We start from the raw sequence: 22,920 nt of genomic DNA on the forward strand, positions 1-22,920 counted from the left end.
ATAGCTGCTTGCGCCCGTCCCTATTGGGCTGAAGCCCAATAAACCTTGAATTTCAGCGGTAAGGGTTTTTGACGCCCAGGCCGGCCAGGATCTCGATTTCACGCGCTTCCATGGCTTCGGCATCGGCTTCGCCGGTTTCATGGTCCCAGCCCTGCGCATGCAGCGTGCCGTGCACCAGCAGATGGGCGTAGTGGGCCTGCAAGGTCTTTTTGTTCTCTTTCGCCTCTTTGGCCACCACCGGCGCGCACAGCACCAGGTCGGCCGTGACCACCGGCTCTCGTGTGTAGTCGAAGGTCAGCACGTTGGTGGCGTAGTCGCGCTGGCGGTAGTCACGGTTCAGCGCCTGGCCTTCTTCGGCGTCGACGATGCGCACAGTGATCTCGCCGTCGTGCGCCAGCGCGTGGCGGATCCAGCGGGCCACGCTGTGACGCGGCAGCGCTGCGCGGTGGCGGGCGGCGTCTTTCAGGTCGCCAAACTGCAAGGACAAGCTCAGGTTCTTAAGAGCCATTTCGGCTCCTGGCGCTTGTGCGCCGTGCGGGAGCAGCTATCGAATCTGTAGCAATTTCTGCCGCGATGCCGGGCCGCGTCTTGTCGTACGCATCAACAATGCGGGCCACCAGCGGGTGGCGCACCACGTCGGCACTCGTCAGGCGGGTGATCGCAATGCCCTTGACGCGCTTGAGTACGCGCTCGGCATCCACCAGGCCGCTCAACTGCGTGCGCGGCAAATCGACCTGGCTGATATCGCCCGTCACCACAGCCTTGCTGCCAAAGCCGATGCGCGTCAAAAACATCTTCATCTGCTCGGGCGTGGTGTTTTGCGCTTCGTCGAGGATGACAAACGCGTGGTTCAGCGTGCGGCCGCGCATGAAGGCCAGCGGCGCGATCTCGATCTGCTGGCGCTCAAAGGCCTTTTGCACGCGCTCAAAACCCATCAGCTCATGCAGCGCGTCATACAGCGGACGCAGGTAAGGGTCCACCTTCTGGCTCAGGTCACCCGGCAAAAAACCCAGGCGCTCGCCGGCCTCGACCGCCGGGCGGGTCAGCACAATGCGTTGCACCGTGCTGCGCTCCAATGCATCCACCGCGCAAGCCACGGCGAGGTAGGTCTTGCCGGTGCCGGCGGGGCCGATACCGAAAGTGATGTCGTGGGTGGCAATGTTTTCCAGGTAGGTGCCCTGGTTGGTGGTGCGGGCGCGCAGGTCGGCGCGGCGGGTCGACAGCGCCATGGCGCCGTCGGGCGCGATGCTGAGCGCGGTGTCGCCGGCCAGCATCAGCTGCACGGTTTCGGGCTCTATGGGCCGCTGGGCGATTTCGTACAGGGCCTGCAGCACCTCGAGCGCCTGGTTGGCCTTCACCTTGGTGCCGTCGATCTTGAACTGCTCGAAGCGGTGGGCAATCGTGACATCCAGCGCCACTTCGATGGTGCGGATGTGGCTGTCCATGGGTCCGCACAGGTGACCCATGCGGGTGTTGTTCGGCGGCGTGAAGGTGTGACGAAGAATCAAGGCGGTGGTTTTCCTGGAAAACGGCGGTTAAAGGCGGAAAAACACAATTGTCCGCCCAAACAGGCGCCTGCGTCTGACTGATAAGATTTGCCCATGATAGGAAGACTCTCTGGCCAGCTGGCCGAAAAAAATCCCCCGGAAATCCTGGTGGACTGCAACGGCGTCGGCTATGAGGTACTGGTGCCCATGAGCACCTTCTACAACCTGCCCGGCCTGGGCGAAAAAGTCAGCCTGCTGACACACTTTGTGGTGCGCGAAGACGCACAAATCCTCTACGGTTTCGGCAGCGCCACCGAACGCGCCGCCTTCCGCCAGCTCATCAAGATTTCCGGCGTAGGCCCACGCACCGCGCTCAGCGTGCTCAGCGGCATGAGCGTTGAAGAGCTGTCGCAAGCCGTCACCCAGCAGGAAGCCGGCCGCATCATCAAGGTGCCCGGCATCGGCAAAAAGACCGCCGAACGCCTGTTGCTGGAACTCAAGGGCAAACTGGGCGCCGACATCGGTATCCAGGTCAGCGTCGCCAACGATGCCCAGTCCGACATCCTGCAGGCCCTGGTGGCGCTGGGCTATAGCGACCGCGACGCCGCACTGGCACTGAAGGCATTGCCCAAAGATATCGGCGTGAGTGACGGCATCAAGCTGGCGTTGAAGGCGCTGGCGAAATAGGCCGGTAACCCAGTATGAGCATACAAACCGACGATTTCGCTCCCGGCGACTTCCCGCCCGCCAAGCGCGTGATGTCGGCCGCGCCGGCCTCACCCGGCGAGGAGGCGATCGAGCGCGCGTTGCGCCCCAAACTGTTTGACGAGTACGTCGGCCAGACCAAGGTGCGCGACCAGCTTGAAATCTTCATTGGTGCGGCCAAAAAGCGCAGCGAGGCGCTGGACCACGTGCTGCTGTTCGGCCCGCCCGGCCTGGGCAAGACCACGCTGTCGCACATCATTGCGCATGAGCTGGGCGTGAACCTGCGGCAGACCTCCGGACCGGTGCTGGAAAAACCCAAGGACCTGGCGGCGCTGCTGACCAACCTTGAAAAGAACGACGTCCTCTTCATTGACGAAATTCACCGCCTGAGCCCGGTGGTAGAAGAAATCCTCTACCCCGCGCTCGAGGACTACCAGATCGACATCATGATCGGCGAAGGCCCGGCGGCGCGCAGCATCAAGCTCGACCTGCAGCCCTTCACGCTGGTGGGTGCCACCACGCGCGCCGGCATGCTGACCAACCCGCTGCGCGACCGCTTCGGCATCGTCGCGAGGCTGGAGTTTTATACACCCGACGAACTCGCACGCATCGTGCGGCGCAGCGCCAAGTTGCTCAATGCGCCCATGGACGAAGAAGGCGGTTTTGAAATTGCCCGCCGTTCACGCGGTACGCCGCGCATTGCCAACCGCCTGCTGCGCCGCGTGCGCGACTATGCCGACGTGAAGGGCACCGGCCACATCTCGCTGGACATCGCCAACAAGGCGCTTGCCATGCTCGACGTAGACCCGCAGGGCTTTGACGTGATGGACCGCAAGTTACTCGAAGCCGTGATCCACCGCTTTGATGGCGGCCCGGTCGGCCTGGACAACATCGCGGCCAGCATTGGTGAAGAGCGCGACACGATTGAAGACGTGATCGAGCCCTATTTGATCCAGCAAGGCTATTTGCAGCGCACGCCGCGCGGGCGCATCGCCACGCTGGCGGCCTACCGCCACCTGGGCGTGGCGCCGCCGCAGCAAGGGCAAGACTTCTTTGGCGCCGGCAAATAAACAATGAACCGGCCCGCCAGGTGGCAAGGGCAGGAGGGGAGCATGGAATTTCCGGATACTGTTCCGTCGGCCTTGCTGGCAGGCGCACCTGATGCGCCTGAATATGTGCGTGAGTTTCCCTCATCGTGGCGCAGCACCACGGGAACCCTGACGATCCTCTTTTCATTCCTGGCCGTCATTCCGGCCTTGATGCTTGTGTTTGTCCCGTTTTCCGGTTTTCCCGGATGGCGACTGGCCAGCCTGGGCGGCCTGCTGTGGTTCGTCTGGCTTTTTGGGCGGCAGCTTGTCGGCGGACGTCCGGCCTTGCGGGTGGGCCCCGAAGGCATCAGCGCCGCCGTACTGAAAAACAGGACCATCGCGTGGCCTGAGGTGTCAGATATCGAGTCGCAGTCTGCGCAGGGCCACACGTCGATCAACGTGTCGCTCGCACCTCATGTGAAAGACAAATGGTGGTGGGGCAGCCGTAAAAAGCGGCTTTGCATTCTCTTGAACAGCGTACGGACCAAAGACCACCCCGATGCGATCATGGCCGCGACGCAGGCCTTTGCCACCTACGGCGGGCGGGGCTTTATGCAGGCGATGGAGCAGCGGACCGCTGAACTCAAGGCCGTGGAAAATTTCGACGCCCGCCTGAAGGAGCTCACGCCTGTGACTTGGGCGCTTTACCTGGTGGTCGGCGTGAACGTCGCTGTCTGGCTGGCGAATCTCGGTGCCGGAATCAGCGCGTTCAAACCCTTGCCGTCGGAGCTTTTGGCCTGGGGCGCCAATTCGGCGGCGTCCGTGGTGGAAGACCGCCAGTATTGGCGTCTGTTGACAGCCACCTTTCTGCACGGCGGCTTTCTGCACCTCGCGTTGAACATGCTGGGCTTGTGGCAGGGCGGGGTCCAACTCAACCGGCTTCACGGCAACTTTCAGTTCCTGTTGATCTACCTGGCCAGTGCGCTCACCGGCAGTGCGCTCAGCCTGCATTTTTCTGCCCAGCAATCCGTTTCCGTCGGTGCTTCCGGTGCGGTGTTTGGTGTCCTGGGGGCGCTGCTGGTGGCGGTGCACCAGCATCGCGGGCAAATACCCGGCGTTACCAGCAAGAACGTGATGACCAGTCAGGGCGTGTTTCTGGCGTATGCGCTCGTTCAGGGTTTCAGCAAGCAGGGTATCGATAACGCCGCCCACGTGGGGGGCCTCATGGCAGGATGTGTGCTGGCCTGGGTGCTGACCGAAAAAATCGCCGCCGTTGCCACACCGGCGCGGCGGCTTTCAACGGCGGCTATCGGTTCGTTGCTGTCGGCCACCGCAGTGGCCGCTCTGGTGGCCACAACGCCGACGCCTGCCGTGCACCATCGGCAGCTGTTTGAATTTCAGGCCGGGCTGACGCGCATTTTGCCCGCGATGCAAGCCGCGGAGAAAGCCTTTCAGGCCGACGTCAAAGCTTTTCGCGAAGGCAAGATGCCGGAGCCTGAATTTGTCCAGGCGATAGAAGCACGGCACCTGCCGGGTTACCAGGCCGTCCAGCGCGCCCTGGCCCCGCTGGACATTCCTGCCAATGACAAAGTCGGCGCCGGCATGCGCGATGTCAAGCGCGCCAACAACCTGATGGTGGAACTGATGCAAATCCAGCTGGCCACTGCACGTGCCGTGCAGGGCGATGTCACCGCCGCAGCCGGTCAGGCCCGCGTGCTGGTGATCAGCGCGGAGCTCAAGGCCATTGATTCGCGGATTTCCGAGCGTGTGAGCGCCGCCAAGCCCAAATCCAAATCCAACCCCTGAGAAAAATAGCCATGTCTCGCCGTTCCCTGATTTCGCCGGGCCTGATGCTTTGTTGGGCAATGGCGGTCGGGGGCTGCGCGGTCCCTGCACCGGGACCGCGCACGCCCAATCCAGCCGTGCCTCTCGCTTCCACGTCCAGCCTGCCGGAATTCCCCGAGCTGTTCCGGCAGATGGGAAAACTCTACGCTGATCATCCGCAGGCGCCGCAGATGCAGGACGGCGACGGTATGGGGCAAAAAATTTCCATCGCGCGCGTGCGCAAGCCCGGCGCGCTCGACGCCTTGCAGGCTTACCGCGCGCAGGGAGTGCATGGCCGCGTCGTCGTGATCACACTGCTGGACGCCGAGGGCAAGCTGCTCGATGCGCGGGTGCTGTCGTCCACGCATGCCGAACTCAATGGGGCCGTACTGCAGTCGGCACGCGAAGCGGAGTACCGGGGCGGGCGCATCAATGGCGCGCCCTCGCCGATGTATGCAGTCTACGGCGTGAACTTCTAGGCGCGCTTCTCAGACGCCATGCCGGCAGGTCAGGTCAGGTCAGCGCGCCACGCGCATCAACCTGGTAAATGCGCTGCACTGTGCCGTGGCGCAGACCACCGGCCACGCCAATCATGGCGTCGTGCAAATTCACGGTGGGGTCGCAGTGGCCGGGAATCAGCCACAGCATGCTGCCCAGGCCGGGCAGGCGCTTGCTGTCGCCCGCGGGCCGCAAAATGCCGTGCTCGTCGCCGCCATTGAAATAGGCCAGCTCGCTTTCACTGTCAAAGGCATGCACCAGCGGCAGGCCGGAATCAATGGCGTGGCTTTTGTGGCCGGCGTCGCACACCGCATGGCTGCCGTGCGTGCTGATCACCTGGGTTTTGACGAACAGCGCGTGTTCGAACTGCGGCTGCGACGGGTCCCGTTCGTTTTGGGCGTAGTCGGCGTCCATGAACATGAAGGAGCCGGCCTGCAGTTCGCCGTAGACGCCGCTGGCGGCTTCCAGCATCAGGCTGCCGGTGCCGGCCCCCGTGACCAGATCTACCGTGATGCCCTGGGCTTCTATCAGTTTGCGCGTCAGGAGCACGGCCTCCACCGCCCTGGCGATGGCGTCGCGCCTTTCCTGGGCGCTTCGCATGTGCTGGGCCTTGCCGTGGTAGGCCTGCAAGCCGGCAAAACGCAGCGCGGGGTGTTTGCGGATTTCCAGCACCAGCGTGACGGCGGCCGCGCCGGGCTCGACACCGCAGCGGCCCTGGCCAACGTCAATTTCCACAAACACGTCGATCACGGTGGCGCCCGCGCTCTTGTTGTTGATGCGGGCCTCCGTCATGGCCTGCGCCAGGCGGATTACGCCTTCGGTGCTGTCCACCGCAATGGCAAGGTGCCCACCCTGGGCCGCGACTTTTTGCGTGAGCGCCGCCACACGGGCCAGCTTGCCCGGGGCGATCACTTCATTGCTGATGTAGACGTTGTACACACCGCCGGCCACCAAGATTTCGGCTTCGGACGTTTTTTGCACGCACACGCCAATGGCGCCGGCCCGCATCTGCGCCTTGGCCAGCGCGACACTTTTGTGCAGCTTGGCATGGGGACGCCAGCGAACGTTGTGCTTCTTGGCAAATTCGGCCATGCGCGCGAGGTTGCGCTTCATCGCATCCAGGTCGATGACCAGGGCGGGGGTATCGATGTCGTTGACCGGTTTGCCGATCAGTTCGGCCAGATGGGATGGCAGGGTGCTCATGGATACGTAGAAGTTTATCTGTGCCTATTGTGCGCCGACACCGGAACCGGCCTCGCCGCCGGCAAATCCGTCATCCAGCGCAATGCCGTCCAGGTGCTGGGTGTCGGCCCAGCCTACCAGTGAAAAACCCTGGGGCGTCCAGAGCAAGCGGTTGATGGCCGTGTTGCCCAGCGCCCAGGTGCGTGGGGCCTGGATGTCCAGCCGCGTGGCGGCGCGGTACAGCACGTCCATCACCCCGCCGTGGCCGACCATGGCGATCAGCTCGCCCGGGTGGGCGGCTGCCAGGCGCTCGGCGGTAGTGACCACACGACTACGCAAATCGAGCAATGATTCACCGCCAGCGGGCGCAAATTCCGGGTCCCGCTTGCGCCATCGCATCGACTGCTCGGGCAGCAGCGCCTCGATCTCCGAAAAGGTTTTCCCTTCAAAGTCGCCGAAGCCGCGCTCCCGCAGGCCTTCCTCACGCGTCACCTCGATGCCCAGTGCACGGCCCAGGTACTCCGCGGTTTCCCAGGCGCGTGTCAGATCGCTGGCGTAGATGGCGGTGATGGGTTCCTCGGCCAGCGCGAGCGCCATGCGCTCAGCCTGCCGGCGTCCAATGTCATTGAGGGGAATGTCCAGATGGCCCTGGATGCGGGTATCCACATTCCAGGTGGTCTCCCCATGCCGTATGGCAATAACGCGCGTCACTTCAGTCATGACACACCAACACGAAGGGGGTAATAGAAGCGAGAAGCGGTGCTAAGCCAGCCAGGGCCGCGGAACCGGCTTTGCCGGGCCGCAGGCGCAGCGGCCCCCCCCGGGGGGCAGCGTAGTACGCGAAGCGACAAGCGTGGGGGCCACATCTACCTTGGGATCTCCACATTGATGCGGCGTGTCCCCGGCGGCGGCTGCGGGAAGCCGCGCAGTGCCGAGTCCAGCATGGCGGGCAGCACCGCCGGGGTGTCCGACCAGACGCCGTCGTGCAGGGCCCGTGTTTCATAGGCGACCTGGTTGGTGCGAAGGTCGCGCATCACGATGCTCAGCTCGCGCTTGAAATAGGTCGGCTCCGAGATTCCGCCGCCGATTGGGAACGACAGGCCGACCCCGACGCCGCGGCTACCGCCGCCCATGAACACACCGCTTCCAAACCCAAAACCGCCGTAGGGACTGTAGCCATAGGGGCCGCGGTCGATGATCTGGGTGTTGGCCACAATCTGCACGCTGTAGCGTGCGGCGGGCGGATTGAGCTCCATTCCCACCTTGGCCAGGGCGCTGCGCGCCATGCCCTCGAGGGCCTCCTGCGGCGAACCCGGGGCCTGCTGGGAGGGCAGGCGCTCAAAGCGGTAAGGTGTGCCCGGCGCCGGCGGCGCGCCGTTCCAGTTGTAGAAGGCAGTGACATCACTGTCGACCAGGCGCACGGTGGAACAACCCGCCATGACAAAAGCCATGGCAGCCATGAAGAAAATCGCGAACGCACGTTTCATGAGACCTCCAAAGCAATGAGTTGTTGAAAAACGAAGAACGCTGAAAAAACCAGTCAACCGGAATGAACACCGATCACGGACAATCCCGGAGGCACCGGCTCCCGGAACTCCTCAGTGTCAAAAGCCTTGTCGCCTTCCGGGTCGGCAATGCCCGTTGTCTTGATGCCCTTGAAATCGTGGCGCTTGTTGTCCATCAGGTGCGAAGGCACGATGTTTTGCAGTGACGCGAACATGTTTTCCAGCCGGCCGGGGAATTTTTTCTCCCATTCGCGCAGCATGTTGCCGACCTGCTTGCGCTGCAGGTTTTCCTGGCTGCCACACAGCGTGCACGGGATGATGGGAAATTCGCGCACCTGCGCCCAGCGCGTCAGGTCTTTCTCGGTCACGTAGGCCATGGGGCGGATGACGACGTTCTTGCCGTCGTCGCTCACCAGCTTGGGCGGCATGCCCTTGAGCTTGGCCGCAAAAAACATGTTGAGGAAAAACGTCTGCAGCATGTCGTCGCGGTGGTGGCCCAGCGCAACCTTTGTACAGCCGAGTTCACCCGCGACACGGTACAAAATGCCGCGGCGCAGGCGCGAGCACAGCGAGCACAGTGTTTTGCCTTCGGGGATCACGCGCTTGACGATGCTGTAAGTGTCCTGGTTTTCGATATGGAAGGGTACGCCAAGCTTGCCGAGATAGTCCGGCAGGATGTGCTCCGGGAAACCGGGCTGCTTCTGGTCGAGGTTGACGGCCACCAGTTCGAAATTGATGGGCGCTCGCTTTTGCAGCTTCAGCAAAATGTCGAGCATGGCGTAGCTGTCTTTGCCGCCCGAGACGCACACCATGACCTTGTCGCCCTCTTCAATCATGTTGAAGTCGACGATGGCGCGGCCGACTTCGCGGCATAGGCGTTTTTCCAGTTTGTGGTCTTCGCGCTCGATCTTCATGCTGTTTTGCACGCGCGCGGAGCTTTCCTGCTGCTCGTGTTCCGCGACAGCATCTTCCCAAACAGCACTCATATCATTCACTCCCATATCGTTCACCACTGTCCCGTCTCGATGCGAATGGCTACTTCGCAGTCGTCAAAAATTTCAAGTTTGGCGATCTTCACCCGCACGCCCAGCACGCCGGGCAACTTCATCAGCCGGTGCGCCAGCTTGCCGATCAGGCTTTCCAGCAAGTTGACGTGTTCCGAGGTGCATTCGGTGATGATGATCTGCCGCACCTTGCGGTAATCCAGCACATGGTGGATGTCGTCGTCATGGGGCAGCAGCGGCTGTGTGCCCAGGTTCAGTTCGGCATCGACCTGGATCGGTTGCGGCGCGGTTTTTTCGTGATCCAGAATGCCCAGGTTGGCGTCAAAGCGCAAACCGGTGAGATTCAGGATCTGGGTGCCCCGGGAATTGAACATGGTGCCAGTCTGTAGTGGGTCAGTTGTGGTGATGTGTAAGCCGTTGCCGATGGCTTACATCAGCGAAAAATCGCGCTCGAACTTCATCAGGTGCTGGCCGCCATCCACCAGCAGCGTGGTGCCGGTGATGGAGCTGTTCTCCAGTGCAAACTTCACCGCGGCCGCCACGTCGGCCGGGGTGGACGACCGGCCCAGCGGCGACAGCTTGTGGCGGGCCTCGAATTGTTCGTCGGTGAGCAGGTGGCTGGTCAGCGTCAGTCCCGGCGCAACGCCGACCACACGAACCTGCGGCGCCAGCGCCAGCGCCAGCATGGTGCCGGCCGCTTCCAGCGCGGCCTTGGAAAGCGTGTAGCTGAAAAAGTCGGGGTTCTGGTTCCAGAGCTTCTGGTCCAGCAGGTTGACGACGGCCCCCCTGGCACCGCGCGAGGCCACATGCGCATGCAGGGCCTGGGCCAGCACGATGGCGGCGCCGGTGTTGCTGTGCAGATGCCGGTCCATGGCGGCGAAACCGAAACTGGCGGCGCTGTCTTGTTCAAAGGTCGAGGCGTTGTTCACCACGGCATCGACCTGGCCCATGCGCTCGACCACGGCCGGCAATAGGCCGCGCACTGCCGTTTCGTCGTTTAAATCCGCATGAAAAGCGGCTGCAGCGCCCGACAGTTGTGCGCAAGCAGCTACTGTTTTAATAGCATCTTCCTCGGAGCTGCGGTAGTGCACCGCCACCTGCCAGCCGCCGGCCGCGAGCGCCAGCGCGATGTCGCGGCCCAGCCGCCTGGCGGCGCCGGTCACGAGGACAACGGGTCGGGATGATGGCGGGGTTGGGGTCATGGGTGGTGAGGGTTGGCAAAAAAGGTCGGGGACGTATCGCCGACAATTGCAGGCGGTGACAAACATGACCCAGACGACCAATCCCCCTATTTTACCGACCGGCCTCGCCGACCACATCGCCAGGGCCATTGACGCTGCCGGCGGCTGGATCGGGTTTGACCGTTTCATGGACATGGCGCTTTACACGCCCGGCTGGGGTTATTACGCCAATGCCTCGCGCAAATTCGGCCTGATGCCGCAGTCGGGCAGCGATTTTGCGACGGCCCCGGAGATGTCCGCCCACTTTGGCCGGGCGCTGGCCAGGCAGGTGAAAGAAGCCCTTGCGGCAACCGGCACCACGGAAATCTGGGAATTCGGCGCCGGCTCGGGCGCCCTGGCGCACCAGTTGCTGGATGCGCTGGGCGACTCTGTCACGCAGTACCGCGTCGTCGATTTGTCGGGCAGCCTGCGCGAGCGCCAGCAGGAACGGTTGCAGGCTTTTGCCGGCAAGGTGGACTGGGTAGCGGAGCTCCCGGCGCAGATGCGGGGCGTGGTGGTGGGCAACGAAGTACTGGATGCCATGCCGGTGAAGCTGCTCGCGCGGCTCAACAACACCTGGCATGAGCGCGGCGTGGCCCGCCTTGAGGGAGGATTTGTCCATGCCGACAGCCCGACCGATCTCCGGCCTCCCATTGAAGTGGAAGGCGAACACGATTACGTCACAGAAATCCATCGGCAGGCGGAAGGCTTCATGCGGACACTGGCCGACCGGCTGGACGCCGGCGCTGTGTTCCTGCTCGACTACGGCTTTCCCGAACACGAGTACTACCATCCGCAACGCAGCATGGGCACGCTGATGTGCCACCGTGGCCACCTGGCCGATGCCGATGCGCTGGCGGACGTGGGCGACAAGGACATCACGGCGCATGTCAACTTCACCGGTGTTGCCCTGGCAGGGCAGGAAGCCGGCCTGCAGGTGCTGGGCTACACCAGCCAGGGGCGGTTTTTGCTCAATTGCGGCTTGCTGGACGGCATGGAAAACGCCAGCCTGCCAGACCGGGTGATGTTGCAAAAGCTGGTGAACGAGCATGAAATGGGCGAACTGTTCAAGGTGATCGGCTTTGCGGTGGATTCTCCGGACGCTCCTTATTCAGGATGGGAAGCATCGGGGTTTTCTCAGGGCGACAGAAGCCACACCCTGTAGGGCCCCCGCGCCACAATGCCCTATATGAAAGCACCTCCATGATTCGCTGGATGATCGTGATTTTCCTGATCCTGGTGGTCATCAGCGGCCTCACGCCCTGGCTGCACAAGCTGGGCTTCGGCAGGCTGCCAGGCGATTTCCGCTTCAGGCTATTTGGCCGGGAATGGTTTATTCCATTGGCGACCACGGTGTTGCTAAGCCTGATCGCCACGCTGGTTGCCAAACTCATATGAAACAAATCACGCCAAAAGACTACGCGCACCCCTTCTGATGACAGATAGCATCTATCCTCAATGCGCATTGACTGATCCATCCATCGGCCCACCTCTGGAGACCCGGCCTTGAACGCAAACTCCCCCTTCCCGATACCCGCTCAGATTCCCGTGCTGCCCAAGGGCTCCGCACCCTTGCTGTGCGTTGACGTAGGCGGAACCAAGGTGGCCGTCAGCGTGGCCGATGAGCAAGGCGTGCGGGGCCGGGTGACCGAAGCCACCGTTAAACAGGGCAGCCGCGACGCCCTGGGCCAGCAGGTTCTGGCGTTGATGGCACGCAGCTGCGCCGAGGCGGGCATCGATCCCTCAGCCGTTTCGGCAGTGGGCGTCGCATCGTGCGGACCGTTTGCGCTGCACGACGGCCTGATCGAGCTGACAACCCCCAACATCTGCGGCGGCATGGCCGGCAAGGCGCGTGGCCTGCCCAACGACTGGCTCAGCGTGCCGCTGGAAGCACCGCTGCGCCAGGCCTTTCCCAACGTACGCGTAGAAAACGACGGCATCGCCGCACTCGAGGCCGAGCGCCGCTGGGGCGCCCTGCAGGGTCTGGAGCACTGCGCTTATGTGACCTGGAGCACCGGCGTCGGTGTTGGCCTGTGTGTTGATGGCCGGGTGCTGCACGGCAAGCACGGTAATGCGGGCCACGCCGGCCACATGTTTGTGAGCGACAGCCATGACGCACTGTGCGGCTGCGGCAATATCGGCGACCTGGAAGCCTTGGTGGCCGGCAATGCGATAGAGCGGCGGTTTGCCGGCGCGGGCCACGCCGGCGCGATCAACCTCTTTGCCGCCGCGCGCGCGGGCGATGCCAGCGCAACGGTGATGGTCGACGAGCTTTGCCGGGTGATGGGTCGCGCCCTTTACAACCTTGTGGTCACGCTGGATCTCCAGCGCATCAGCCTCGGAGGGAGCGTGTTCCTGAATCACCACGACTATCTTTTGCCGCGCCTTCGGGCCCAGATACAGGGCAAGCTGCCGGCCCTCACGGATGGCGTTGAACTGGTGACGGCCGGGCTGGGCGAACGGGTCGGGGATTTTGCAGCTTTGGCACTGGTGAGTTGACGCGACTGCCGGCAGAAAAAACTAGCCCTGCCCCGAAGCCTCGGTCGCTTCAGCCTTCTTCACCACCCTCACCTGCGGCGACAGCTGCCAGAAAATCCCCGCTGATGCCAGCGTGATCAGCCCCATCGCGGCGAACGTCGCCTGGAAGGAGTGCAGCGTCTGCACGGCCTCGCCGGCACCAAAGAAGCCCGTGAAAGCGGCCAGCACCGCGCCCGCTGCGGCCACGCCCATGCTCATCGCCAGCATCTGCACCATCGACAGCAAACTGTTGCCGCTGCTGGCCATGCTGCTGTCCAGGTCGCGCAGGGTCACGGTGTTCATCGCAGTGAATTGCATCGAGTTGACCGCGCCAAAACATGCCAGCTGGAGGATGTGCAGCCACAGCGGCTGCGCCGGTGTCACGAAAGCAAAACTCGCCATCGTCAGGCCCACCATCGCGGTGTTCGTCACAAGCACCCTGCGATAGCCGTAGCGAGTGATCAGCGGTGTGGTGAAGCGCTTGACCAGCATGCTCGCCACGGCAACCGGCACCATCATCATCCCCGCCTGCAACGGCGAATAGTCCAGGCTGACCTGCAGCAGGAGTGGCACCAGGAAAGGCATGCACGAGCTGCCCAGGCGTGAGAACAAATTGCCCAGCAGTCCGATGCTGAGCGTGGGAATCGAGAACAGCCGCGGCGAAAACAGCGGGTCAGGGCGTTTGGCGGCATGCAGCCAGTACGCGGTAAGGCTGGCCATGCCGAACACCAGCAGCACCAGCACGCTGGCCTGTTTCAGGCCCAGGCCCGACAGCCCGTCCACCGCCAGCGACACGGCCACCATGCCGAAGGCCAGCAAAAGGTAGCCCGGCAGGTCGAAACGCGGCATTTGAAGCCGCGGGTTGTCCTCCATGTAGAAAAGCGTCGCCACGCAGCCCAGTACCCCCACCGGAATGTTGATGAGGAACACCCAGTGCCAGGAAGCCACCTGGACCAGCCAGCCGCCCAGCGTGGGCCCGATCAGCGGGCCAACCAGGCCCGGAACGGCAATGAAGCTCATGGCCTGCAAAAAGCGCTCGCGCGGAAAGGCGCGCAGCACGGCCAGCCGGCCCACCGGCAGCAGCAGCGCCCCGCCCATCCCCTGCACCACCCGCGCCGCCACCAGCTGCATCAGGTTGCCGGACAGCGCGCAGGCGATGGAGCCAATGACGAACAGCGAGATCGCCCCCACATACACCCGCCGCGTGCCAAAGCGGTCGGCGATCCAGCCGGACGCGGGGATCAGCATGGCCATGGTGAGGGAATAGGCCACCACCACCGACTGCATGCGCAAAGGGCTTTCGCCAAAGCTGCGGGCCATGGCCGGCAAGGTGGTGTTGACGATGGTGGCGTCCAGCGTCTGCATGAAAAAGCCGATAGCTACCAGCCAAAGCAGCATGCGCAATGATTTTTCTTCTGCCTGCATGGATAAGAGATGCGAAAGTGCGAACTTGGTTCACCGCATGGGAAATCAAGAAGACAAGAGGATGGCCGGACAGCAAAAAGCCGCCCCGAAGGCGGCTTTTAAAGCGAAAGCGTTGAGTTCCGCCTCAGGCCGAGAAGCTGGATCCGCAGCCGCAGGTGCTGGTGGCGTTGGGGTTCTTGATGACGAATTGCGCGCCTTCAAGGTCGTCCTTGTAGTCGATTTCGGCGCCCACAAGATACTGGTAGCTCATGGCGTCGATCAGCAGGGACACGCCATTTTTGGTCATGGTGGTGTCGTCTTCGTTGGTGATTTCATCGAAGGTGAAACCGTACTGGAAACCGGAGCAGCCCCCGCCCTGCACAAAGACGCGCAGCTTCAGATCCGGGTTGCCTTCTTCGGCGATCAGCTCAGCCACTTTGGACGCGGCGCTGTCGGTGAAGACAAAGGGCGCGGGCATTTCGGTCTGGATATTTTCGGCAACGGCACTCATGGGGACTCCAATACATAAAGCGAATCAGGGTTCGCGATTCGAGGCTTTCAAGCCTCTGGCGACACTTATGGCAAATAGTACAGCAATTCAATCAACCATAACGCCCATGCGTGTTAGGCCCGGCGGTCTATTTGTGAGCGCTTACTCGCCCAATTCACCCCCACCAATCAGATGTTGTTGGCGGCCAGTTTGAGCGTGGGTTTTTCTTCTAGTTCCGCGTGGCTTGTAGCGCGCAACTGTCCGAAGATGACGGCGCCCTGGTGCATTTCAAGCGCCTTGTAAGACACGTCGCCCTCGATTTTGGCTTTGGGCTGCAATTCAAGCAGCTCGGATGCGTGGACAGGGCCCATCACCCGGCCATTGATGATCACATGGTCGGCATGAATATGGCCGGTCACGGTGGCGGACTCGCTGATCACCAGAATGCTGGAGCTGCCTTCGGCGGCGCGGATGTCGCCGATCACTTCACCGTCGATCCGCAGGCCGTCGGTGAATTTCAGGTTGCCCTCAATGCAGCTGCCTTGGGCGATCAGGCTTTTGATGGGCGGCTGCTTCTTTTTTCCAAACATACAAAGGTTCCTGTGCTGGGGTGGCGGTGGAAGGGGAAATCGGGGAGAAATTCTCAAAGCTTGAAGGTCTGGGCAGATCTGACCGCTGTCCCCTCAATGACTTTAGCTGTAACTGTTTGTACCATGGCTTGGGGGGGCAAGTCGAGGACACCTTCCACACGAAGGTACTGTTTGAACTGTAAAGTTTGCGGTCCGCCGGGCAAAGTCATCGTCCAGGGTTTTCCGTCCTGCGTGCCATGAACCGTCAGGTCAAGTTTCCCGTTGAAATTAGGCGCACCTTTGACGGGCTGGATCACCAGGACCTGCCATTTGAGCTGGGTTCCCGACAATACCTCGGCCTGCAGGCTGCGGATGGCGACAACCTCGGCGCTGCCAGCCGGCAAAAGCTTCTGAAAAAATCCCAGGTCGTCGCGCAGGCTGCGGTTGTCGCTCTCCAGCTGCCGGATCTGGCTCATCATCTTTTCCTGCACCGCTTTTTCGGCCGTGAGCAGGCTGCCTGAAGTATTGGCAATCGATTGCGCCCTGTCGCGGTCTGCACGCAAAGTGACCACTTCCTGACGCAACACGCTGATCTCTTCCCTGGCATCGGTATCCACGCCCGCAATCCCCTTGCCGAACTCGAAGGCCCAGAGGGCGACCGCTGCGGAAAACCCCAGCATCAGGGCACCGGCGATCCACCGCAAGGGCCAGGGGAGCGAGCTGCGCACCGACATGCGCGGGGAGCTGATCGTCAGCCGGCGGCGAAACAGGCGAAATTTCAAATCGGGGACCCTGCAGTTTTCGGTTCGAGGAGCTGCATTGTGCACGCAGACATCCGCTGAACCGCCCGATTCAGCCGTAAAGCCGGGTAAGGCTTTGCATCAGGAAAACTAAACGCTTACAAAGCATTGACAGGACGTTGCGGTCGCCACACAAATGCTTCGGCCATGAAAAAAGCCGCCGGGTAAACCAGGCGGCTTTTCGGGGACAGCGAAAGCGGCTAAATGTCGATTTAGCGCTTGCTGAACTGCTTGCGGCGGCGAGCTGAGCGGAAACCGACTTTTTTACGTTCGACTTCACGTGCATCGCGGGTCACAAAGCCAGCCTGGCTCAGGGCCGGCTTGAGCGTTGCGTCGTAATCGATCAGCGCACGGGTGATGCCGTGGCGCACTGCGCCGGCCTGGCCGGACTCGCCGCCGCCGTGGACGTTGACCATGATGTCAAACGTCTCGACGTGGTTCGTCAGAAACAGGGGTTGGCGGCAGATCATGATCGAGGTTTCACGACCGAAGAACACCTGGATGTCACGGTCATTGATCGTGATCTTGCCGGTGCCTTTTTTGATAAACACACGGGCGACGCTGGATTTGCGACGGCCGGTGCCATTGTTCCATTCACCAATCATCAATGGCTCCTTAGATGTCCAGCACTTTAGGCTGTTGGGCGGTATGCGGGTGCTCTGCACCACCGTACACCTTGAGTTTCTTGATCATGGCGTAGCCGAGCGGGCCCTTGGGCAGCATGCCCTTGACGGCTTTTTCCAAAGCGCGGCCGGGGTGCTTGGCTTGCATGTCGCGGAAATTGGTGGCAGTGATGCCGCCTGGATAACCGGAATGGCGATAGTAGATCTTGTCAGTCGACTTGGCGCCGGTGACGCGCAGCTGGGCTGCATTGATGATGACGATGAAGTCACCGGTATCGACGTGAGGCGTATAAATGGCCTTGTGTTTGCCGCGCAAACGGAGAGCAACTTCGCTGGCTACTCGTCCGAGGACCTTGTCGGTCGCGTCAATCACAAACCACTCGTGCGTCACGTCAGCGGGTTTTGCGCTGAACGTTTTCATGAGTTTTCTTTCGAAAAAATGGTTTGTCGGGTTCTTTTCTGCGGTCGGTGTTCTTCTGATGAGAACCTCTTAGGCAGTATTTCAAGCTCTGCCGCGGAACCACTAGGCGCTGCAGAGCCCACGATTATATGAAAAATCAAGGACTTGCGTCAATATTCAGCCGGGTTTAAGGCATTTCCCCCATGCAAGAAGGTAGGATAGACCCATGTTTTCCTATCGCCACGCCTTCCACGCAGGCAACCACGCCGACGTGCTCAAGCACACCACGCTGATCGCGTTGATGAAGTATTTGACCCAGAAAGACACGGCGCTGACCGTGATCGACACGCATGCGGGCGCGGGCCTGTACCGGCTTGACGGCGACTACACCGAAACCAGCGGTGAGGCCCAGGAAGGCATTTTCAGGCTGCTTTCCCAATCTGTTTCCGAGGCAAAACCGGCTCCAGCCCAAGCACAGCATGCGCAAGCAGCTCCTAAAAAAATAGCAAAGCCCACCACCGCCAAACCAGCCGCAGGCGGCTGGGCGCCTGCCCTGCAGGACTACATCGACCTGCTGCGCGGCCTGAACCCGCAATTCGCCGAAAGCGGCGACATCGCGCACCTGAAGATCTATCCGGGCTCCCCTTTCATCGAGCAGCAATTCCTGAGCGGGCGCGACAAGCTCAAGTTGTTTGAATTGCATCCCACCGATTTCAAGTCGCTTTCCGGCAACATTGAACAGTTGGGTGTAGGCCGCCAGGTGGCGGTTTCGCGCGAAGACGGCTTTGAAGCCCTGAAAACCTTTTTGCCGCCACCCGCCCGCCGGGCGATGGTGCTGTGTGATCCCAGCTATGAAATGAAGAGCGACTACGCGCGCGTGTCGGCCTGCATGGCAGACGCCGTCAAGCGCTTCGCCACCGGCACCTATGTGGTCTGGTATCCCATCATCCCGCGGCCGGAAGCCCATGACCTGCCCCGTAAGCTCAAGACGCTGGCCGTCAAAGCCAGCCGAAGCTGGTTGAATGCCGCTTTAACGGTGAAATCGAGCAAATTAACAACAGATGCCGCCGGTGACGTGGTGCGACCGGGCCTTCCTGCCAGCGGCATGTTTGTCATTAACCCGCCCCACACCCTCAAGGCAGAGCTGCAAGCGGCCCTGCCGCAAATGGTGGCCCTGCTGGGGCAAGACCGCAATGCCGGCTTCACGCTGGAGCATGGCGGCTAGGGCTTTCAGGACGACGCCCTGCAAGAGGGGATGGCAGCCGGCACCGCCAGCCGGTTATGCCAGGTTGGCTGTGTTGTGCGCCCAGACTTTCCTGTCTTTACCGCCGCAGTGAGTTGTGGCAAGGTTGCCCCGTAAACTTTCCCAAAGTCTGCGCCTCCATTGCCCCACCCCTGTTTGCCCGCTTCCTGTCCTGATTTCCGCTTTCTTTTCTTCTTTTCCTCCTGGCTCTCCCGCTCCCTCGGTGCTCCACCACTAAACATGCCCGTCCAGGCTCAAGCTCTCCCATCCGCCGCCCCGGATACGCCGGGCCGTGGACCGCGCGTGCGTGGGAAAACGGCCGGACCTGCGGAAAAGGGAATCAATGACGGCTCAGCAAGCGGGATGGCGATGGGCACGCCAGAGGACATGGAAAGTGAAATCGAGCGCCGGGTTGCGCTTCGCACCCAGGAGCTTCGTGCATCGCTGGCGCGCTACCAGACCATGGTGGACCTCGCGACCGAAAACATCTGCGTCGGGCAGGAAGGCCTGCTGCGCTTTGCCAATCCGCCGTGCCTGGCCTTGCTGGGTACAGAGGCCGGCACCATGGCCGACCGGCCCATGATCGAGTTCATCCATCCGGAAGACCGCAACTTTGTTTCCGGCAAGCACAAGCTGCGCGCCGCCGGCAACGTCGTCCCGGCTTTTGAGGCGAGATTCCAGCGCGACGACGGCACGACTTCCTGGGTGGAAATCAACGGCGTGCTGGTGGACTGGGAAGGTGCGCCGGCGGACCTTTTTTTCCTGAAAGATGTCACCGAGCGCAAAAGACTCGAGGCTCTGACCCGATCAGCCGCCGAGCGCTACCGGGCGGTTGTGGAAAACGTCAACGACGTGATCCTGGTGGTGCAGAAAGGCATCGTGCGCTTTTCAAATACCAGCGCCCAGGCCATGTTCGGCCTGACGCTCACCGGGCTGCCGTCCATGCACCTGATCCATCCTGACGACCGCAGGATGGTGCAGCGCCAGCGCGAGCTCATGCAGTCAGGCACCATGGTCAGCGCCTACGAGGCCCGCTTCATCACGCCACCGCGCGAGACCATGGCGCCGGACCTGCGCACCGGCTGGGCGAGCATCTACGGCACGCGCATTGAGTGGGACGGCGAACCCGCCCTGCTCGTGCTCATGTCCGACATCAGCGAACGCCGCCGGCTGGACGAAGAACTCAAGACCGCGCTGACGCAGCGCGAAGCCATCCTCGAAACCACCGCCGTCGGCGTCACCTTCCTCAAAAGCCGGCGCCACCAGTGGCTGAACCGCACGCTGGCCGCCATGCTCGGCTACAGCCCGGCCGAATTGCTGGGCCAGGAAACGCGCGTTCACTATCCCAGTGACGAGGACTTCGAACGCACCGGCGAACTCGCCTACGCGCAGATCGCGCAAACCGGATCGTTCTCGCTGGAAACGCGCATGCGCCGCAAAAGTGGTGAACTGATCTGGGTTCAGCTTGACGGCTCGGCGCTCGACCGCAATCGCCCGCAGGAAGGCTCGGTGTGGACTTACGTGGACATCACCCGCCGCAAGGAAGCCGACGAAGAAGCCCGGCGGGCCCTGGCGCGCGAACGCGAGCTGGGTGAGCTCAAAACGCGCTTTGTGTCGATGGCCTCGCATGAATTCCGCACGCCGCTTGCCACGATTCTGTCGTCCGCAGAGTTGATCGAACACTACGGCGAAAAAATCACGCACCGCGAGCGCCAGGACATCATGGCCGACCTGGTGATCGCGGTCAAACGCATGCAGGGCATGCTTGAAGACATGCTCACCGTCGGGCAGGCCGACGCCGGCAAACTCAAGCTCAACCTGAAACCGCTGGATATCGCGGCGCTGTGCCGCAAGCTCGTGACCGAAATGCACACCAGCGACGCCGGCCAGCATGCGATTGAATTTGAAGCCCCCATCGGCCACGACGCTTTTTCGCAGCTGGTCCTGCTCGACGAACGGCTGGTCCGGCACATTGCCAGCAACCTGCTGGCCAACGCCTGCAAATATTCGCCCGCCGGCAGTGTGGTGGTGCTCACGCTGGACCGCCGGCAGGATGAGTCCGGGGACCACCTGATCCTGCGCGTCAGTGACGAAGGCATCGGCATTCCGCCCTCAGACCTGCCACGCCTGTTCGAGAGCTTTCACCGCGGCTCCAATGTAGGCAACCGCCAGGGCTCCGGGTTGGGCCTGGCCATTGTCAAACACGCCGTTGACCTGCATCACGGCAAAATCGAGGTGGCAAGCATGCCGGGAACGGGCACACAGTTCACGATCAGCCTGCCCATTTCTCAAGGAAACCCATGACCCTGATCCTGATCGTTGAGGACGACGACGCCATCCGCAGCAACATCGTGCGGCTGCTCAAACTTGAAGGTTTTGAAACGGCCGCGGCCGCAGATGGCCGGCAGGGCCTGGAGCAGGCCCGTGCAAGCCGCCCCGACCTGATCGTCTCCGACGTCGGCATGCCCGGCATGAACGGCTTTGAACTGCTGGCAGCCGTGCGCGCCGACCCGCTGCTGGTCAACACTCCCTTCATGCTGCTGACCGCGCTGGATGACCGCGAGAGCATGCGCCGCGGCATGACGGCCGGCGCCGACGACTACCTGTCAAAACCCTTCAGCCGCGCCGAACTGCTCGACGCCGTCAACGCGCAGCTGAAGAAAAAAGAACGGGTGCGTGAAGCCATCGACTCGGGGGTGGCCGCCGGCGAAGAACGCCTGCGCGCAGCTTTTGCCAGCCGCATCAGCGGCAGCCGCCCCGACAGCGTACCGGTTGATATTCCGGCCAGCGCGCAAACCGAAGAAATCGCCAATGCCACCGTGCTGGTGGCCAGCATCCGCAATTTCACCTCGCTGGCTGAAAAGCTCAACGCCGCGGAAGTGTCACAACTGCTCACCGAATATTTTGAGCGCATCTCCGAACCCGTGCTGAAAAACAGCGGCCGGCACATCAAGTTTGTCGGCGATGGGCTGATGGCGGTGTTTGTCGACACCCTCACCGGCTCGCCGCTGCCGGCCCCGCGCCGCGCCATTTCTGCGGCTCTTGCCATGGCACTGGCCACGCATGAATTCCGCGACTGGCTGGAGCAGCGCTTCGGCGGCCGCGCGCTGCCGCCGTTTGCCATGGGCATCGGCATCCACAGCGGCGCCGTCACGCTGTGCCAGCTCGGCACGCAACAGACCAAGGAACTCACGCCCGTGGGCGAAACCGTCACGCTGGCCTCACGGCTGGAAGACGCCACCGAAGAAAAGGGCTGGACGGTGATGGCCAGCGAGCAGACGCTCGGCGAAGCCGGCACCGGTATCCAGACCGGCATCCACACCTCGCTCTCGCTGCCCGGCCGCAACCTCGCCATCGATGTGGCCGAGGTCACGGGCCTCGTCACCACCATGGAAGACAAGATCCACGGCATGGCCAGCCTGACCGAGCGCGCCAGCGAGATCAGCGACGCCGTGCGCGCCAATTCGGACATTACCGCACGCGCGGTCAAGGGCGCGCTGGACGCCAAGCTCTCGGCGCTGAAAGACCTGCGCTTTGACGCCAGCAGCGAGGCGGTACGCCTCAAGGGCTACCGCATCACGCGCAAGATCGGCGCGGGCGGCATGACCGAGGTCTACCTGAGCGAACGCGAATCCGACGGCCTGCCGATCGTGCTCAAGGTGCTGGACTCACGCGGCAAGGAAGCCTCGGAACACCTGGTGCGCTTCATCCAGGAATACGCCCTGCTCTGCAAGATCGACCATCCGCACGTGATCAAGATCTACGACCAGGGGTTCACCGACGAGCATGCCTACATCGCGATGGAGTACTTTGAACGCGGTGACCTGCGCAGCCTGTTCGGACCCGACCTGGCCCGCTCGCAGGCGCTGACGGTGGCGCGCGAGGTCGCCCAGGCGCTGTCGGCCATCCACGCACACGGCATTGTCCACCGCGACATCAAGCCTGAAAACGTCATGCTGCGCGCCGACGGCAGCGTGGCGCTGGCCGACTTCGGCATTGCCAAGTCCATGCTGCAGGCCCCCAGCATGGGACTGACCCAAACCCATCACGGCGACGTCGTGGGGACGCCCTACTACATGAGCCCCGAACAGGCCACCGGCCGCAAGGTGACGGCGCAATCCGACCTTTACAGCCTGGGCGTGATGCTGTTTGAAATGCTGGCCAACCGCCGGCCCTACATTGCCGAATCGCTCGAACTGCTGCTGGCCAAGCACCTGAACGCCGACACCCCCGCCCTGCCCGCGGTGCATGCGGAATTGCAGGGCGTGGTCAACAAGCTGATGGCCAAAAGCCCCGAGCACCGCTACGAATCAGCCGAAGCCTTTCTGCTCGAACTCGAATCCATCGCGCCCGCGCCTGAAATTAGTCTTTAGAAAAGCTCCCCCCTGTCCAGGCTCACTGCGTGTAGCCCGGTCCCCCTC

General features: G+C 62.4%; 24 protein-coding genes. 10 read left to right on the forward strand and 14 right to left on the reverse strand.

The window, feature by feature from the left end; all coding sequences use genetic code 11:
* Window positions 1–52: 52 nt before the first annotated feature.
* Together ybeY and AC1DWQ_RS13145 are read right to left on the reverse strand one after the other, a co-directional pair.
* Window positions 53–508, reverse strand: coding sequence for an rRNA maturation RNase YbeY (gene ybeY, locus AC1DWQ_RS13140; protein ID WP_477670039.1), 456 nt, complete (start codon window positions 506–508; stop codon window positions 53–55).
* Window positions 498–1,508 carry a PhoH family protein gene (locus AC1DWQ_RS13145; RefSeq protein ID WP_477670040.1) on the reverse strand — a complete coding sequence of 337 codons (1,011 nt, stop codon included), beginning with the start codon at window positions 1,506–1,508 and terminating at the stop codon, window positions 498–500. The genes ybeY and AC1DWQ_RS13145 overlap by 11 nt, the downstream gene beginning before the upstream one ends.
* 93 nt (window positions 1,509–1,601) lie before the next feature.
* Between AC1DWQ_RS13145 and ruvA the strand changes: the two genes are divergently transcribed.
* From ruvA to AC1DWQ_RS13165, 4 genes are all read left to right on the forward strand, one after another.
* Window positions 1,602–2,174, forward strand: a complete 573-nt coding sequence (gene ruvA / locus AC1DWQ_RS13150) for a Holliday junction branch migration protein RuvA (RefSeq protein ID WP_477648181.1) — start codon at window positions 1,602–1,604, stop codon at window positions 2,172–2,174.
* A gap of 14 nt (window positions 2,175–2,188) precedes the next feature.
* Window positions 2,189–3,262, forward strand: coding sequence for a Holliday junction branch migration DNA helicase RuvB (ruvB, locus tag AC1DWQ_RS13155; protein ID WP_477670041.1), 1,074 nt, complete (start codon window positions 2,189–2,191; stop codon window positions 3,260–3,262).
* Window positions 3,263–3,304: 42 nt separating this feature from the next.
* Window positions 3,305–5,026, forward strand: a complete 1,722-nt coding sequence (locus AC1DWQ_RS13160) for a rhomboid family intramembrane serine protease (RefSeq protein ID WP_477670042.1) — start codon at window positions 3,305–3,307, stop codon at window positions 5,024–5,026.
* 116 nt (window positions 5,027–5,142) lie between these two features.
* The gene (locus AC1DWQ_RS13165) at window positions 5,143–5,523 is read left to right on the forward strand and encodes an energy transducer TonB family protein (RefSeq protein WP_477670043.1); all 381 of its coding nucleotides are present in this window, start codon (window positions 5,143–5,145) and stop codon (window positions 5,521–5,523) included.
* A 34-nt stretch (window positions 5,524–5,557) separates the two neighbouring features.
* Here the strand turns inward: AC1DWQ_RS13165 and AC1DWQ_RS13170 are convergent, their stop codons facing one another.
* The 6 genes from AC1DWQ_RS13170 to AC1DWQ_RS13195 all read right to left on the reverse strand — a co-directional run bounded on the left by AC1DWQ_RS13170 (window position 5,558) and on the right by AC1DWQ_RS13195 (window position 10,435).
* Window positions 5,558–6,745 carry a DSD1 family PLP-dependent enzyme gene (locus AC1DWQ_RS13170; protein WP_477670044.1) on the reverse strand — a complete coding sequence of 396 codons (1,188 nt, stop codon included), beginning with the start codon at window positions 6,743–6,745 and terminating at the stop codon, window positions 5,558–5,560.
* Window positions 6,746–6,769: 24 nt separating this feature from the next.
* Window positions 6,770–7,444, reverse strand: coding sequence for a histidine phosphatase family protein (locus AC1DWQ_RS13175; protein ID WP_477670045.1), 675 nt, complete (start codon window positions 7,442–7,444; stop codon window positions 6,770–6,772).
* Between the two features lie 146 nt (window positions 7,445–7,590).
* Window positions 7,591–8,211 (reverse strand): DUF4136 domain-containing protein, encoded by a 621-nt coding sequence (locus AC1DWQ_RS13180; RefSeq protein ID WP_477670046.1) that lies wholly within the window; start codon window positions 8,209–8,211, stop codon window positions 7,591–7,593.
* 53 nt (window positions 8,212–8,264) lie between these two features.
* Window positions 8,265–9,215 (reverse strand): tRNA 2-thiocytidine(32) synthetase TtcA, encoded by a 951-nt coding sequence (ttcA, locus tag AC1DWQ_RS13185; RefSeq protein WP_477670047.1) that lies wholly within the window; start codon window positions 9,213–9,215, stop codon window positions 8,265–8,267.
* Between the two features lie 20 nt (window positions 9,216–9,235).
* Window positions 9,236–9,607, reverse strand: a complete 372-nt coding sequence (locus AC1DWQ_RS13190) for a dihydroneopterin aldolase (protein WP_431094939.1) — start codon at window positions 9,605–9,607, stop codon at window positions 9,236–9,238.
* Between the two features lie 54 nt (window positions 9,608–9,661).
* Window positions 9,662–10,435 carry an SDR family oxidoreductase gene (locus tag AC1DWQ_RS13195; protein WP_457282902.1) on the reverse strand — a complete coding sequence of 258 codons (774 nt, stop codon included), beginning with the start codon at window positions 10,433–10,435 and terminating at the stop codon, window positions 9,662–9,664.
* 64 nt (window positions 10,436–10,499) lie between these two features.
* Here AC1DWQ_RS13195 and AC1DWQ_RS13200 point away from each other — a divergent pair, with 64 nt between their 5' ends.
* The 3 genes from AC1DWQ_RS13200 (at window position 10,500) to AC1DWQ_RS13210 (ending at window position 12,952) form a co-directional block, all read left to right on the forward strand.
* Complete coding sequence (locus tag AC1DWQ_RS13200; RefSeq protein ID WP_477670048.1) at window positions 10,500–11,618, forward strand: class I SAM-dependent methyltransferase; 1,119 nt, start codon at window positions 10,500–10,502, stop codon at window positions 11,616–11,618.
* 38 nt (window positions 11,619–11,656) lie between these two features.
* Complete coding sequence (locus AC1DWQ_RS13205) at window positions 11,657–11,851, forward strand: DUF2905 domain-containing protein (protein ID WP_477670049.1); 195 nt, start codon at window positions 11,657–11,659, stop codon at window positions 11,849–11,851.
* 174 nt (window positions 11,852–12,025) lie between these two features.
* Window positions 12,026–12,952: an ROK family protein gene (locus tag AC1DWQ_RS13210; protein ID WP_477670213.1), complete on the forward strand. Its 927-nt coding sequence runs from the start codon at window positions 12,026–12,028 to the stop codon at window positions 12,950–12,952.
* A gap of 21 nt (window positions 12,953–12,973) precedes the next feature.
* Here the strand turns inward: AC1DWQ_RS13210 and mdtD are convergent, their stop codons facing one another.
* The 6 genes from mdtD to rplM all read right to left on the reverse strand — a co-directional run bounded on the left by mdtD (window position 12,974) and on the right by rplM (window position 17,277).
* Entirely contained in the window at window positions 12,974–14,395 is a 1,422-nt protein-coding gene (gene mdtD, locus AC1DWQ_RS13215; RefSeq protein WP_477670050.1) for a multidrug transporter subunit MdtD, read from the reverse strand.
* Between the two features lie 124 nt (window positions 14,396–14,519).
* A complete protein-coding gene (erpA, locus tag AC1DWQ_RS13220) occupies window positions 14,520–14,885 on the reverse strand; it encodes an iron-sulfur cluster insertion protein ErpA (protein ID WP_122955163.1) in 366 nt (121 codons plus the stop codon).
* A gap of 167 nt (window positions 14,886–15,052) precedes the next feature.
* The gene (locus AC1DWQ_RS13225) at window positions 15,053–15,454 is read right to left on the reverse strand and encodes a bactofilin family protein (protein WP_457282898.1); all 402 of its coding nucleotides are present in this window, start codon (window positions 15,452–15,454) and stop codon (window positions 15,053–15,055) included.
* A gap of 53 nt (window positions 15,455–15,507) precedes the next feature.
* Entirely contained in the window at window positions 15,508–16,215 is a 708-nt protein-coding gene (locus tag AC1DWQ_RS13230) for a DUF6776 family protein (protein ID WP_477666786.1), read from the reverse strand.
* Between the two features lie 230 nt (window positions 16,216–16,445).
* A complete protein-coding gene (rpsI, locus tag AC1DWQ_RS13235) occupies window positions 16,446–16,838 on the reverse strand; it encodes a 30S ribosomal protein S9 (RefSeq protein WP_007867568.1) in 393 nt (130 codons plus the stop codon).
* 10 nt (window positions 16,839–16,848) lie between these two features.
* Complete coding sequence (gene rplM / locus AC1DWQ_RS13240) at window positions 16,849–17,277, reverse strand: 50S ribosomal protein L13 (RefSeq protein WP_007867557.1); 429 nt, start codon at window positions 17,275–17,277, stop codon at window positions 16,849–16,851.
* A gap of 205 nt (window positions 17,278–17,482) precedes the next feature.
* Here rplM and AC1DWQ_RS13245 point away from each other — a divergent pair, with 205 nt between their 5' ends.
* The 3 genes from AC1DWQ_RS13245 to AC1DWQ_RS13255 all read left to right on the forward strand — a co-directional run bounded on the left by AC1DWQ_RS13245 (window position 17,483) and on the right by AC1DWQ_RS13255 (window position 22,872).
* Window positions 17,483–18,481 carry a 23S rRNA (adenine(2030)-N(6))-methyltransferase RlmJ gene (locus AC1DWQ_RS13245; RefSeq protein ID WP_477670051.1) on the forward strand — a complete coding sequence of 333 codons (999 nt, stop codon included), beginning with the start codon at window positions 17,483–17,485 and terminating at the stop codon, window positions 18,479–18,481.
* Between the two features lie 387 nt (window positions 18,482–18,868).
* Window positions 18,869–20,803: a sensor histidine kinase gene (locus AC1DWQ_RS13250; RefSeq protein ID WP_477670052.1), complete on the forward strand. Its 1,935-nt coding sequence runs from the start codon at window positions 18,869–18,871 to the stop codon at window positions 20,801–20,803.
* Window positions 20,800–22,872, forward strand: a complete 2,073-nt coding sequence (locus tag AC1DWQ_RS13255) for a protein kinase domain-containing protein (protein ID WP_477670053.1) — start codon at window positions 20,800–20,802, stop codon at window positions 22,870–22,872. The genes AC1DWQ_RS13250 and AC1DWQ_RS13255 overlap by 4 nt, the downstream gene beginning before the upstream one ends.
* Window positions 22,873–22,920: the final 48 nt, after the last annotated feature.

Source organism: Polaromonas sp. P2_G11, assembly GCF_056403595.1.